15 protein-coding genes and 1 pseudogene are annotated in these 12,994 nt (G+C 67.4%); 3 read left to right on the top strand and 13 right to left on the bottom strand.

The annotated features are described in order from the left end of the window. Nucleotides 1-47: 47 nt before the first annotated feature. The 8 genes from IAI53_RS13955 to nifH form a co-directional block, all read right to left on the bottom strand. Nucleotides 48-188, bottom strand: coding sequence for a hypothetical protein (locus IAI53_RS13955; protein ID WP_187718782.1), 141 nt, complete (start codon nucleotides 186-188; stop codon nucleotides 48-50). A 10-nt stretch (nucleotides 189-198) separates the two neighbouring features. Beyond that, nucleotides 199-471 carry a DUF6129 family protein gene (locus IAI53_RS13950; RefSeq protein ID WP_187718781.1) on the bottom strand — a complete coding sequence of 91 codons (273 nt, stop codon included), beginning with the start codon at nucleotides 469-471 and terminating at the stop codon, nucleotides 199-201. Beyond that, the gene (locus IAI53_RS13945; protein ID WP_187718780.1) at nucleotides 468-1,190 is read right to left on the bottom strand and encodes a dinitrogenase iron-molybdenum cofactor biosynthesis protein; all 723 of its coding nucleotides are present in this window, start codon (nucleotides 1,188-1,190) and stop codon (nucleotides 468-470) included. The genes IAI53_RS13950 and IAI53_RS13945 overlap by 4 nt, the downstream gene beginning before the upstream one ends. 71 nt (nucleotides 1,191-1,261) lie before the next feature. Further along, nucleotides 1,262-1,465, bottom strand: a complete 204-nt coding sequence (locus IAI53_RS13940) for a 4Fe-4S dicluster domain-containing protein (protein ID WP_187718779.1) — start codon at nucleotides 1,463-1,465, stop codon at nucleotides 1,262-1,264. Between the two features lie 18 nt (nucleotides 1,466-1,483). Continuing rightward, complete coding sequence (gene nifT, locus IAI53_RS13935) at nucleotides 1,484-1,708, bottom strand: putative nitrogen fixation protein NifT (protein ID WP_187718778.1); 225 nt, start codon at nucleotides 1,706-1,708, stop codon at nucleotides 1,484-1,486. Nucleotides 1,709-1,833: 125 nt separating this feature from the next. Further along, nucleotides 1,834-3,402, bottom strand: a complete 1,569-nt coding sequence (gene nifK / locus IAI53_RS13930) for a nitrogenase molybdenum-iron protein subunit beta (RefSeq protein WP_187718777.1) — start codon at nucleotides 3,400-3,402, stop codon at nucleotides 1,834-1,836. A gap of 111 nt (nucleotides 3,403-3,513) precedes the next feature. Next, the gene (nifD, locus tag IAI53_RS13925; protein WP_187718776.1) at nucleotides 3,514-4,989 is read right to left on the bottom strand and encodes a nitrogenase molybdenum-iron protein alpha chain; all 1,476 of its coding nucleotides are present in this window, start codon (nucleotides 4,987-4,989) and stop codon (nucleotides 3,514-3,516) included. Nucleotides 4,990-5,104: 115 nt separating this feature from the next. Next, on the bottom strand, nucleotides 5,105-6,001 hold the full coding sequence (gene nifH / locus IAI53_RS13920; RefSeq protein WP_187718775.1) for a nitrogenase iron protein: 897 nt from the start codon (nucleotides 5,999-6,001) through the stop codon (nucleotides 5,105-5,107). A gap of 249 nt (nucleotides 6,002-6,250) precedes the next feature. On the opposite strand from nifH, the gene IAI53_RS13915 reads away from it, so the two are divergent. Then, complete coding sequence (locus IAI53_RS13915) at nucleotides 6,251-7,027, top strand: NAD(+)--dinitrogen-reductase ADP-D-ribosyltransferase (protein WP_222948308.1); 777 nt, start codon at nucleotides 6,251-6,253, stop codon at nucleotides 7,025-7,027. Nucleotides 7,028-7,304: 277 nt separating this feature from the next. Here IAI53_RS13915 and IAI53_RS13910 read toward each other — a convergent pair whose 3' ends face one another. The 5 genes and pseudogenes from IAI53_RS13910 to IAI53_RS13895 form a co-directional block, all read right to left on the bottom strand. Beyond that, the gene (locus IAI53_RS13910) at nucleotides 7,305-8,297 is read right to left on the bottom strand and encodes a DUF6976 family protein (protein ID WP_187718773.1); all 993 of its coding nucleotides are present in this window, start codon (nucleotides 8,295-8,297) and stop codon (nucleotides 7,305-7,307) included. A gap of 22 nt (nucleotides 8,298-8,319) precedes the next feature. Beyond that, nucleotides 8,320-9,072, bottom strand: coding sequence for a hypothetical protein (locus tag IAI53_RS13905; protein ID WP_187718772.1), 753 nt, complete (start codon nucleotides 9,070-9,072; stop codon nucleotides 8,320-8,322). Between the two features lie 297 nt (nucleotides 9,073-9,369). Further along, nucleotides 9,370-9,702 carry a CZB domain-containing protein gene (locus IAI53_RS18805; protein ID WP_432813931.1) on the bottom strand — a complete coding sequence of 111 codons (333 nt, stop codon included), beginning with the start codon at nucleotides 9,700-9,702 and terminating at the stop codon, nucleotides 9,370-9,372. 117 nt (nucleotides 9,703-9,819) lie between these two features. Continuing rightward, a pseudogene (locus IAI53_RS18800) lies at nucleotides 9,820-10,245 on the bottom strand (methyl-accepting chemotaxis protein); the annotation flags it as partial. Between the two features lie 625 nt (nucleotides 10,246-10,870). Continuing rightward, nucleotides 10,871-11,395 (bottom strand): PAS domain-containing protein, encoded by a 525-nt coding sequence (locus IAI53_RS13895; protein WP_349771931.1) that lies wholly within the window; start codon nucleotides 11,393-11,395, stop codon nucleotides 10,871-10,873. A gap of 272 nt (nucleotides 11,396-11,667) precedes the next feature. Here IAI53_RS13895 and IAI53_RS13890 point away from each other — a divergent pair, with 272 nt between their 5' ends. Both IAI53_RS13890 and IAI53_RS13885 read left to right on the top strand, forming a co-directional pair. Continuing rightward, nucleotides 11,668-12,519 carry an SIR2 family protein gene (locus IAI53_RS13890; RefSeq protein WP_187718769.1) on the top strand — a complete coding sequence of 284 codons (852 nt, stop codon included), beginning with the start codon at nucleotides 11,668-11,670 and terminating at the stop codon, nucleotides 12,517-12,519. Beyond that, a complete protein-coding gene (locus IAI53_RS13885; protein ID WP_187718768.1) occupies nucleotides 12,519-12,923 on the top strand; it encodes a bacteriohemerythrin in 405 nt (134 codons plus the stop codon). Before IAI53_RS13890 ends, IAI53_RS13885 begins: the two co-directional genes overlap by 1 nt. The last annotated feature ends 71 nt before the right edge of the window (nucleotides 12,924-12,994 follow it).

The following is a 12,994-nucleotide window of genomic DNA, read 5'->3' as shown; positions in this document are numbered from 1 at the left end:
GGAGCGGCCTTGGCCGCGATGCGGGCGGCGAGAAGGCGGAGGCCGCTTCAGCTCAGAATGTGTGAAGAAATCGTAGCGAGCGGGTCGGTGGCAAGGCGCGCGGCGCGCAGCGACCGAGACATTTCGGATGGATAGGCGAGGGAGCGGGCACCACGCAGCGCCGCCAGCGGCCCGCGCAGTAGATTCATTCACACCTTCTCAGTCGTCGGGCTGGACCTCGGCGAGCACCAGGCCGATGGCGGCGGCCGGGTCGGTGGTGAGCGACAGGCAGTGCTCGCCGCCGGCGATGTAGTACAGCGCCCAGCCCTCGCCTGCGGCCGCGGGCTTGAGGCGCGGAGGCACGTCGTCGTCCGGGCAGGCGACGAAGCGCAGCGCCGGCCACTGCTTGCGCAGGGCCTCGATGGCGACTTCGCCGTAGCCATGGCGGCCGAGCGCGTCGGCCGCAGCGTCGATGACCTCGGCGCCTATCATGCCTCGGCCTCGGCGGCCGGAACGAAGCGCGCCAGCGAGCGCGCCTCCTTGCCGAGCGCGCGGGCCAGCCAGGGCGGCGGGCTGTTGAGCACCGACTGCAATTGCTTGAGTACCTCGCGCGCCGCACCGCCCGCCGGGAACTTGACCGGGTGCACGCCGACGCGCACCACCTTGGCGGCCGCCGGGCCGCCGATGGACTGCACATAGACCAGCTGGCAGCCGGCGAGCAGTTCGGCGCGCGCGGCGTTGCGGTCCTCGGCGCCGTCGGCCTCCAGCGTGGCGCGCACGCCGGTGAGCCAGATGCCGTCTTCGGCCACGCGGTAGATCAGGAAGCGGTTGCAGGAGCCGAAATGGCCGTCGAGCTGCTCGGCGCTGTTGGAGGCCACCGCCACCGTCAGGGCGCCCTCGCCCTGCGGCGCATCGGCGTCCGGCGCGGGGGCGTCGTCGGCCAGGCCCTCGCCCCACAGGTAGCGCACCGCACTCTTCAGCACGCTGCCTTCGATGCCGGGATCGACGATCTCGTCTCCCTGCAGCATGGCCTTGAGGTCGGCCACGGTCATGCGCGCGAGCTTCTCGTCGGTGACCGGCAGGCCGAGGCGCTCGCCCAGGGCGTGCACGAAGGCGGCGACATTGACCCCGGGCAGGGTGCGCGCGGCCATGGCGATGCGCAGCGCGGTTTCGCGCGAGACCGGGCTGCCGTTGGGGGCGGTGGCGTTCATGGCAAGGGCTCTCCTGGGTATTCGGTGCAGGCGCGGGCGGCAGGCGCCGTCCGCGCCGCTGAAAGTCCGGCTCAGGCGGCGAGCGGGACGATGGTGCTGTCGGTACCCGGGCACACCGCCACGCACTGGGGCTCGTCGAACTCGCCCTCGCACTCGGTACAGGTATCCGGGTTGATCTTGAAGATGCCGCCCTTGTCGGTGATCGACTTGGTCGGGCACACCGGCTTGCAGTCCCCACAGGAGGTGCATTCGGATTGCAGGATCTTGAGCGCCATGATGGTTCTCCTAGCGTGTCATTCCGGGGCGTCGACGCGTTTGGCGCGCAGCGAGATCGGCAGCTTGGGCTGCGCGTCCAGCGGATCGACGTAATAGGTGCCGCCGTTGGCCAGCTTCAGCTCGCCACCCCACTTGTCGGCCTGGTCGAATTCGATCGAGACGATGTTGTCTTCCAGGTCGCGCTTGGGCAGGTAGAACGACAGCCCGCCCTCGGCGGTCTTGCGGATCATGATGTTGGCCATGGGTTTCCTTCTTTCTGTCGGTCGTGTGCGGGCCGGCGGGGATCGCGGCCGAGGCCGCTCCTACGGATGCATGCGCGCGGTAGGAGCGGCCTCGGCCGCGATGCGGCCGCCGGCCTTGCACGGACTCAGCGCACCAGGTCGTAGTTGAAGTCCGTGGTGCCCATGCCGCGGGTCTCGTCGTCGAGCTTCTCCAGCACGGCGTTGACCAGGGTGGTGAGGATGTACATCGCGCCCTCGTAGCCCAGGGTGGTCATGCGGTGCAGGTGGTGGCGGTCGAAGATCGGGAAGCCGAGGCGGATCAGCGGCACTTCGAACTGCGGGCCCTTGTGGGCGGTGTCGCGCTGGATGTACTTGCCGTAGGAGTTGCCGATGAGGAAGTCGGGCTTCTCGGTGAAGCACAGGCTGCGCAGGTGCCACAGGTCGTTGCCGACATACACCTTGGCGTTGGCGCCGTAGGGGCTGGAGGCCAGCAGCTTGTCCATCGCCTTGCCCCAGCGCTTGTTGGCGTTGTTGGACAGTACGTGCAGCGGCTCGGCGCCGAGTTCCAGCAGGAACTGGGTCATGCCCATGACGAAGTCCGGATCGCCGTAGAGCGCGAACTTCTTGCCGTGCAGCCAGGTGTGGCTGTCCTGCATCATGTCCATCAGGCGGCCGCGCTCGATCTCCAGGGAGGCCGGGATTTCCTTGCCGGTGATCTCGGAGACCTTCATCAGGAACTCGTCGGTCCAGGCCAGGCCCATCGGAATGTTGAGCTTGGGCACCTCGTGGTTCCAGGTGTTCTCGACGAACTTCTTGGTCTTCTCGAGTTGCCAGGGCTGCAGCAGGATGGTGTTGTGCGCGTTCGGGGCGTCCTTCACCTCATCCATGGTGGTGCCGCCGGCGTACATGCGGTACTCGCCGTCCGACGGGGTGTCGAGCACTTCGGTCGGGTTGGAGAGGATGCTCGCCTCGACGCCCATCTCCTTCATCATGCGGGCGATGACGCGGTAGTTGCCCAGGTAGGTCTCGAAGCCCGGCACGAAGTTGAGCTTGCCGTTGCTGCCCGGGACCTTGCCTTCCATGGAGTTGAGGGTGAAGTAGCGCGCGATGCCCTCGAACATGTTGTCCCAGCCGGTGGTGTGGCTGCCGACGAAGGACGGGGTGTGGGCGAAGGGCACCGGGAAGTCCTGCGCGATGTGGCCTTCCTTCTTGGAGTTGTTGATGAAGGCGTTGAGGTCGTCACCGATGACTTCCGCCATGCAGGTGGTGGACACCGCGATCATCTCCGGCTTGTACAGCGCCTTGGCGTTTTCCAGACCGTCGAACATGTTCTTCTGGCCGCCGAACACCGCCGCGTCTTCGGTCATGGAGTCGGACACGCAGGCGATCGGCTCCTTGAAGTGGCGGTTGAAGTAGGTGCGGAAGTAGGCCACGCAGCCCTGCGAGCCATGCACGTAGGGCAGGGTCTTCTCGAAGCCCAGCGCGCACAGCACCGCGCCCAGCGGCTGGCAGGCCTTGGCGGGGTTGATGGTCAGCGCTTCGCGGGCGAAGTTGAGCTCCTGGTATTCCTTGGTGGTGGTCCACTCGAAGGTTTCGGCGATCTTGTCGTCGGGCACCTTCTCTTCGAACAGGTCCTGCTTGTTCTTCAGCGACGCCTTGTAGTCGTCGTCGCGGAACAGCGGGTAGCAGGGCTTGATGTCGTCAACGATCTGCATTTGAGGCTCCTTGGCCGGCGCCACTCATCCGTGGACGCGGCACATAAGGTTGATTCCGTGCGGCGGGATGCCGGATTGGGGCCGGCACCCCGCCGTCTGGCTCGTGTTACGTCAGGCGGCAGCCTTCACTTCGTCCGCTTCGGCACTCTTCTTCCACGGCGGGGTCTGCTTGCCCCAGCACGGGTTGTTGAGCGTCATGTCCATGTCGCGGGCGAAGATCGCGAAACCGTCGTAGCCGTGGTACGGGCCGGAGTAGTCCCAGCTGTGCATCTGGCGGAAGGGGATGCCCATCTTCTGGAAGATGTACTTTTCCTTGATGCCGGAGCCGACCAGGTCGGGCTTGACGCGCTTGACGAACTCTTCCAGCTCGAAGCCGGTGACGTCGTCATACAGCAGGGTGGCGTTGCCCATTTCCTTGATGGTGCGATCGTAGTCGTCGCCGTGGGCGAATTCGTAGCCGGTGCCGACCACTTCCATGCCCAGGTCCTCGTACGCGCCGATGACGTGGCGCGGACGCAGGCCGCCGACGTAGAGCATCACCCGCTTGCCCTGCAGACGCGGCTTGTACTTGGCGATGACGGCTTCCATCATCGGCTTGTACTTGGCGATCACGCGCTCGGCGCCTTCCTTGATGCTGTCGTCGAAGAAGGCGGCGATGCGGCGCAGCGACTCCTCGATCTTGGTCGGGCCGAAGAAGTTGTACTCCATCCAGGGGATGCCGTACTTCTCTTCCATGTGCCGGCTGATGTAGTTCATCGAGCGGTAGCAGTGCAGCAGGTTGAGCTTCGCCTTCGGGGTGTTCTCCATCTCGGCGATGGTGCCGTCGCCGGACCACTGGGCGATCACGCGCAGGCCCATCTCCTCGAGGAAGATCCGCGAAGCCCAGGCGTCGCCGCCGATGTTGTAGTCGCCGATGATGGTGACGTCGTAGGGGGTGGACTCGAACTCCTTGCCGTCGCGGTTCGACAGCACCCAGTCACGGATGGCGTCGTTGGCGATGTGGTGGCCGAGCGACTGCGACACGCCGCGGAAACCTTCGCAGCGCACCGGCACAACGACCTTGTTCATTTCCTTCGCGGCCTTCTTGGAGACGGCTTCGATGTCGTCGCCGATCAGGCCGATCGGGCACTCGGACTGCACCGAGATGCCCTTGTGCAGCGGGAAGAGCTGCTCGATCTCCTGCATGATCTTGGCGAGCTTCTTGTCGCCGCCGAAGACGATGTCCTTTTCCTGGAAGTCGGAGGTGAAGTTGATCTCGGCAAAGGTATTCACGCCGGTGGCGCCGACGTAGTAGTTGCGCCGACCGCCGCGCGAATACTGGCCGCAGCCGACCGGGCCGTGGGAGATGTGGATCATGTCCTTGACTGGTCCCCACACCACGCCGCGCGAACCGGCATAGGCACAGCCACGGATGGTCATCACGCCGGGTTGCGACTTGCGGTTGGAGGTGATGCACTTCTTCGACTGCTCGATCGACTGGTCATTGACCGCCAGGTGCTTGGCGCGGTCCTTCTTGGCCTTCTCGGGATAAACCTCGAGAACCTCCTGGATCAGGCTCTCGGTTTCTTCACGGGTGAGCGTAGACATCCTGCTTCTCCTGTTCACACCGGCACCAATCCGTGCACGGCATGCATAGGTTTGCTCGATACCCGGCGACGCACGCCTTGGCGCGCCGCCGGGCGGGTTTCGCCCTGGCGGACGATCAGGCGGCAGCGGCTTCGGCGGCCAGTTCGGCGGCGGTCTTGCCGACGATGGACTCGTCTTCCTGCTCCATGATGCCGAACTCCATCAGCAGCTCTTCGAGCTCGTCCATGGTGCAGGGGGTGGGGATCACGAACTTGGTGTTCTCGATGATCTTCTTGGCCAGCGCGCGGTACTCGTCGGCCTGCTTGGCCTTCGGGTCGTACTCGATCACGGTCATGCGGCGGATCTCGGCGTGCTGCACCACGTTGTCGCGCGGCACGAAGTGGATCATCTGGGTGCCCAGCTTGGCGGCCAGCGCCTCGATCAGTTCGTCTTCGCGGTCGGTGTTGCGGCTGTTGCAGATCAGGCCGGCCAGACGCACGCCACCGGAGTTGGCGTACTTCACGATGCCCTTGGAGATGTTGTTGGCGGCGTACATGGCCATCATCTCGCCGGAGCACACGATGTAGATTTCCTGCGCCTTGTTCTCGCGGATCGGCATGGCGAAACCGCCACAGACCACGTCGCCCAGCACGTCGTAGAACACGAAGTCGAGCTCTTCGTCGTAGGCGCCTTCCTCTTCCAGGAAGTTGATCGCGGTGATCACCCCGCGGCCGGCGCAGCCCACGCCGGGTTCCGGGCCACCGGACTCGACGCACTTCACGCCACCGAAGCCGACGGACATCACGTCCTCGAGCTCGAGGTCTTCCACGGAGCCGGCCTCGGCAGCCAGTTCCATGACCGAGTTCTGCGCCTTGCTGTGCAGGATCAGGCGGGTGGAGTCGGCCTTCGGGTCGCAGCCGACGATCATCACCTTCTTGCCGGCTTCAGCGAGCGCGGCGACCAGGTTCTGGGTGGTGGTGGACTTGCCGATGCCACCCTTGCCGTAGATGGCGGCTTGACGAAGTTTTGCCATGATGCGTTACTCCTTGTCGAAACGGGATTCGGTAATCGATCGTGTAGCACTGGACCACGGCCTCACTTCCGCAAGGACTGTGCCAATCCCGCAAACGGCGCCTAACACACTGAAATGACTGATTTTTGCAGCGATGACCGGGCATCCGACGGCGGCATCCCGTGCGACAAAACCCCTACAATTTGTAGGGCCACGAACATCCCTCCGGCGCTCGCCCGCCTGAGCGCCCCTCCCGCCGCGCGCCTGCCGGTGAATCGCTGCAATCTGCCCGCCGAAGCCCTGGCCAGCCTGGCTTTCCAGCTCGCCCCGGTGGATCTCGAAGTGGACGGCGTGCAGCCCCTGCACCGCCCCTTGTTCGAGCGTTTGTCGCTTGTCGACGATGCGACAGCGCGCGCGCAACTCTTCATGCACTACATGACCGCCCACTTCCTGCTCGACGACGCCCCGGCGCAGGGCCTCACCGAGCACGCGCGCATCGACCGCAGCCGGCTCGACTACCTGCGCCTGCTGCGCGGCTGGTTGTTCGACTCGGAAGGCCGTGAAGGGGCGGTGCTGAAGAGTTGGGTGGAATCGCGCTTCGGCCTGCTCACCGGCTTCCACCGCGGCCCGCTGGGCGACGGCGACTGCCCGGCGCGCACCGCCTTCGAGCACGAGCGCGCGGCCGGCCTGTACGGCACCGGCGCGCTGGAAGCGCAGGTGGATCTCCTCTACGCCTACGCCCAGCACGAACTGGCGCGCCGCCACGCGGGAAAGCGCCACCTCACCCTCTACCGCGGCATCAGCGGGCGCGACGCGCTGGCGACGCTCGCCCCCCTGCCCGACGGACGCAACGCGGTGCTGCTCAACAACCTGAGCTCCTTCTCCGCCAGCCGCGAACGCGCCGGCGAATTCGGCGACCGGGTGATGGAATGCGCGGTGCCGCTGCCAAAGGTGCTGGCCTTCGCCCGCCTGCTGCCCGGCCGCCTGCAGGGCGAGGACGAATACCTGGTGATCGGCGGCGTGGCCGCCGTGCGCCGGGTCGATTGACGCCGCCCCCGACGCTTGTTCGCCCTTGGGAGCGAGCTTGCCCGCGATGCGGCCTTCGTTCTTGCCCACGCCGCATCGCGGCCAAGGCCGCTCCTACAGGCGGGTTCAGGTCCGCTTGAGCAGCAGGTGGGCGATCTCGCCGAAACTCATCGGCCCGGCAAAGGCGCCGGTGCGCTTGAGCGGACGATCCTTCACCCGTAGGAGCGGGCTTGCCCGCGATGCGGCCTTCGTTCTCCCCCGCACCGCATCGCGGCCAAGGCCGCTCCTACAGGCGGGTTCAGGTCCGCTCGATGGCCAGATAGACCAGGGTCTGGTTGAGCAGCAGGTAGGCGATCTCGCCGAAGGTCATCGGCCCGGTGAAGGCGCCGGTGCGCCGGCCTTCCAGGCGGTCGTAGAGGTAGTTGAGGATGCAGTTGCAGGAGAACGCCGCCCCCTCCGCGCCGGCGTGCCCGGTCCCGTCGACGCGCCGGCGTGCCAGCCGGTACTCCACGTCGCCGAACACCGGGGCGTAGAAATCCACCCGCCCGTTCGCCTTGTCCACGCCCTTGAAGGACACGTTGACCATCGCCCCGCAGTAGTCGGCCACCAGCGGCAGGCTGAGGTCGATGTCGCGCGCCGCCAGATAGTCAGCCAGGCGCGCCGGCTGGCCGTTGATCAGGCATTCGCCGGCCGAGAAGCCGGTCTCCGGGAAGCGGATGCGGTCGCCGTCGCCCTGTTCGAGCAGGTTCACGATCTCCACGCGCGCGTAGCGGTCGGCCGGCAGCGGCACGTGCATGACCAGCGCGCGCTCGCTGTCGAACACCCCGGTCTCGCCGTCGATCACCCCGGGGGTGGCATCGCTCAGTTCGTCCAGGTGCACGCCGGCGACCCAGCCGACCACCGGCTTGACGAACATGTCCTCGAAGCCCGGGGCGTTGCGCGCATAGTAGGAATGCACCGCGGAGAACGCCGGGATGATGAGGAAGGAGTAGCCGTGCTCGGGCGCTTCGGCACACAGGCGCGCGAGCGAGGTGAGGTCATGGAAGCGGATCTGCGGCGGCGCGCCATGCACCTCCACCTCGGTGACGAAGAGCTGCTCGCGGCTCGTCTGGCCGCCGTCCTGCCCCATGAAGTAGGGGATGGTGCCGCCGATCCAGTGGCCGCGCGGCAGGCGGTGCAGCAGCGCCTCGTCGCCGGCGATCCACAGCCAGGCGCCGGCGGCGATGCGCTCTGCGGCCTCGGCCACGCTCATCAGGCGGCCGGCGGAAGGGGAAATCGCTGCTTTAGTCATGGCCTGGCTCCGGCATGCGCGCTCACTGCACCACCCGCCCCTCGCCGCGCAACTGGGCGAGTTCGTGGGCAAGCAGATGCTTGTTCTTGAGGAAGTAGCGGCGGCACTCCTGCAGCTTCAGGCTGCGCACCTCGGCGTCTGCGATCAGCTCGAACTGCGCGCGCAGGCGGGTCAGCAGCAGGCGCAGGCCGAGCGCTCGGATCTCGATCGGCAGCGAGCCGTCGAGCAGCGCGGTCCAGACCGGGTCGGCCGGATCGGGCACGTCCGGATCGCCCTGCTCGCGCGCGGGCGCATCGCCCGCCGAGGGCGCGCCGGCGGCAGGTGCTTCACCCGGCGGCGGCATCCCTGCGGCCGACCAGCGCCCGCTGTCGAGCGCGTAGCGGAAGCGCCACAGGTCGGCGATCGGCAGGCGCAACAGGGCGCAGATGCTCTGCAGGCTGCAGCCCTCGCGCAGGTGGGCGAACACCTGGCGGGTGAGCGCACGCGAGAACGGCAGGTCGGCGTCTCCCGTCCACGGCTGATGACTCAGATCTGCGCTGGGCGGTGCGGCGACATGCACGTGCACCTCCCAGTCGCCGAAGTTCACATGGCGCCAGGAGACCGGTGGAGCACTGGGCGGCGCCTTGGCACGGCCGAGTCCGAACCAGCCGCGCGGCGTTTCAAGCGAGATCCATATGTCGTGGCGGCGGCGCGCCGCATCGAGCAGGGACTCGGTCACCGTCCACGGCTCCTCGATCTGCAGCAGTTTGCGCAACACCTGTTGTGGGTCGTTCATGGTCGGGCACGCTCCGGCGGGCTGTGGAGAAACCCGCAGCGGCGCTCGCCGCCCTGCGGGTGTCACCCGCGGGACAAACGCAATTGCCATACCATGCCGGGCCGCCGTCCATGCATTTTGCGATGCATCACGGATGCATTCCGTCATATCCAAAGGACATGAACGCCAAGCGGGGCCGCAGGTGCTGCAACGCGCAAGCCGACCCGGGCCGGGTATCGGTCACGCCGCTGCGCAGAAACGGTACAGCCGGGTGCTGCGACCTGGACCATGCGGACACCGGCGCGCCCGCAGGCACCCTCAACCGTGGCGTTCGGCCACCATCGCGTCGATCGCGGCCAGCACCTCGCCGCTGGCCGATTCGGCCTCGCGCATCGCGCCTATCATGCGCTCGCACACCTTGGGGTCGTTCTCCCAGTCCTGCGCCAGCAGTCCGATCACCTCGTGCACCCGCGCGTGCACGCGCTCGTTGGGCTTGGCCATGCGGGCATAGGCGCTGGTGCCGGCAAAGCGCGCGCGCCCGCCGCCTTCCAGATACCAGCGTCCCAGCTCGGCCTCGTGCGCCGCCTTGGAGGCGGTCAGCGACTCCTCGCCTTCGCCGTTGCGCTCGATCGCCATGTAGGCGCTCTGCATGTAGAGCACGTGGTCGAGCTTGGCGAGCGAGGCGTTCGACAGGTCCTTGGCGCGGTCGAGCAGTTCCAGCGTGCGCTCGGACGACTCGGCCAGACGCTCGAAGCCCGCGCGGAACTCGGTGACCTGGCCAGCGGCGGCCTCGGACACCTCGCTGGTATGGGCGGTCTGCCCCACCATGCCGTCGACCCGATCACGCAGGCCGCCGATGATGCTGCCGACTTCGGTGGCGGCGTTCTTGGTGCGCTCGGCCAGCTTGCGCACCTCGTCGGCCACCACCGCGAAGCCGCGCCCCTGCTCGCCGGCGCGCGCCGCCTCGATGGCGGCGTTGAGGGCCAGCAGGTTGGTCTGGTCGGAGATCTCGGCAATGATCAGGATGGTGCGGTCGATCTGCCGGCTGGCCTCGCCCAGTTCCTCGGCGGCGCGGCGCATCTCCGTCATGCGGCTGCCGATGCCTTCCAGCGCGCTGCCGATGGCCTCGGTGGTCTGGCGGCTCTGCCGTGCGGCGGCCAGGTTCCGGTCGGCGATCTGCGTGACCTCGTCCATCTCCCGGCTCACCGCGCTCAGATCCGCCTGGTTGCCCTGCAGATTGCCCAGCAGCTTGCTCATGTTGAGCCCGTGCATGCCCGAGCCCAGGCGGTTGCGCGCGATGTAGTGGGCGTTGTCCTCCATCGCCTGCAGCGCCTCGTTGATGCGGTGCAGGGACTCGGCAAACTGCCCCGGCATGGCGCCGTCCAGCGCCCGGCGGTGGTACTCGCCGCGCGCCGCGCGGGCGAAGCAGGTGGACACTTCCTTGAAGTAGGTCTCCACCAGGTCCAGCAGTTCGTTCAGCTCCCAGGCCACCAGCCCGACCTCGCCGAGCTTCTCGGTGCGGGTGATGCGCTTGTGCAGGCGCCCTTCGCGCGCCTCGGTCACCACGGTGCGCATGTAGTTCAGGGTATGCAGCGGCCGGCGGAACTGGCGCACCGCGAACAGCGCAAAGGCGATGGACAGCAGCGGAAACAGCAGGTGGGCGTAGTTGAGCCCGGCACGCAGCGCGCCGACCACGGCCAGCGCCACGGTGATGGCGCAGAACACGGCGCACACCATCTGGAAGCGGCGCTCCAGATTCAGCGAGCCGTGGCTGCGATGGTGGCGGCCCACCTCGATTGCATGTGGCATGACCGGCTCCTCAGCCCAGTTGCAGCGCAAGCGCGAAGCGTTCGTAGGATTGCCCGCCGAGGCGCTCTTCGAGCAGCGCCCGGGAGGCTTCGATCGCGCGGGCCGGGCCGGCCTGGCGCTCGGCCGCGACCATCTCGGCGTACAGCGCGCCGGCGGCCTCGACCCCGCGCTGCGAGGGCCGGCGGCGCACCGAGAAGTAGCCCACCACCTCGCCGCCGGGCTCGCGGTCGGGGGTGACGTTGGCGAACACCCAGTAGTGGTCGCCGTTGGCGGTGAGGTTCTTCACGAAGCCGAAGAACTCCTGCCCGGCCTGCAGGGTTTCCCACATCATGTGGAAGACCGCACGCGGCATGTCCGGGTGGCGCACGATGTTGTGCTGCACACCGAGCAGATCGTTCTCGGCGTAGTCGCACAGATGCATGAAGGCGCGGTTGGCGTAGGTGATCTGCCCCTTCAGGTTGGTCTTGCTGACGATCTGCTCGTCCGCCCCGAGCGACACCTCGCGCCCGGTCAATACGATGTTCTTTTTCTTCACTGCCGGTCCTCCCGGAATGGCCCGCTGCCTGCCGCGGGCCGGCGCCTCGTCCGGCGTCCGCATCCTGCGCCGCCGTGCATGTCCTTCGGCATATCGACACCATGCAATTGAAATTAAGCCCCATTTTGGGTTTTGTCGCAAAGCCGACATCGTCGCATGGGTATCGACCACCGCCTTCGACCAGCAAGGGCGCGGCTTTCGGGCGCGCCGGCAGCGTGGCACCGTTCTTGCACGATCCCAGGCATCCGCCCATGCAACCGACAGGACCCATCATGGACACGTGCCTTGCAGAGATCCGCGCCGCCCTAGCCAGCGGCACCGTCGTCCCCTTCCTCGGCGCCGACGTGCTGGCCGACGTGAGCCACCGCGACACCGGGCGCAAGATGCCGGCGACCAGCGACGAGCTGATCCTCGCGCTCAACAACGGCCAGCCGATGGCCCCGCGGCTGATGTACGAATTCCCGCGCGCGGCGATGAACGTCGAACTCAAGCGCGGGCGCAGCGCGGTGAACCGCGCCATGGAGCAGATCTACGCCAACGACGGCTGGAGCGAGGCCGCGGTGCACCGCTGGCTGGCTGGCCTCGAACTGCCCTACGTGATCGACCTGAACCGCGACAGCGGCCTGCAGAAGCTTTACGCCAACCGCCCGCACACGCTGATCGTCGGCACCGCGCGCATCGCCAGCGGGCTGCGCTACAAGCTCTACCGGCACGACGGCACCGGCTACAGCGCCGCGGTCGAAGAGAGCGAGATCGACCCGGCCGCACCCATCCTCTTCAAGCCCTGTGGCACGCCCTGGCCGGAGCCACAGTGGATCGCCTCGGACGCCGACTATGTCGACTACATCACCGAGCTGATGGGCGGCTTCGCCATTCCCAACTACCTCAAGGAACGGCGCAAGGGCCTCAAGTACCTGGTGGCCGGCACACGGCTCAACCGCGACACCGTGCGCATGCTGCTCTCCGACTTCATCTACAGTGCGGCGCAACCGGCCGGCTGGGCGCTGATCCCCGAACCCAACGACAAGGAGCGGCGCTTCTGTGCGCGCATCGGCCTGACCGTGGTGGAAGCCGACGTGCGCGAACTGGCCGGCATCAGCATCAACGAGCCGGCAGCGGCCTGATGGGCGCGCTCACCTTCATCGACGAACGCCACGCCCTGGGCGTGGCGGAGATGGATGCCACCCACCGCGAGTTCGTCGCCCTCGCCGCCGAACTCGCGGCAGCCGACGATGCGCGCTTTCCCGCGCTCTACGCCGGCTTGCTGGAACACACCCGCGCACACTTCGCCGCCGAGGACGCGCGCATGCGTGCGACGCGCTTCCCGGCCATCGGCGAGCACACCAACGAGCACCAGCGCGTGCTCGGCGAACTGATGGCCTTCGGCCGCGGCGTGCAGGCCGGCCGGCTCAAGCTCGCGCGCGCCTACGTGCGCGAGAGCCTGCCCGGCTGGTTCGACCTGCACCTGGCGACCATGGATGCGGCGCTGGCGGCGCATCTGAAGCGTTTGGTGGATGTGCCCGGCTGAACGGGGCTGCCGCTGAAGAAACCTATCGCGGCCAAGGCCGCTCCTACACGCTGGCAAGCGGCGCGGTCGTT

It is taken from the genome of Thauera sedimentorum (genome assembly GCF_014489115.1).
GTDB lineage: Bacteria > Pseudomonadota > Gammaproteobacteria > Burkholderiales > Rhodocyclaceae > Pseudothauera > Pseudothauera sedimentorum.
The sequence above is the reverse complement of the archived record's forward strand: the minus strand, read 5'-3'. Positions and strand labels throughout refer to the sequence as shown.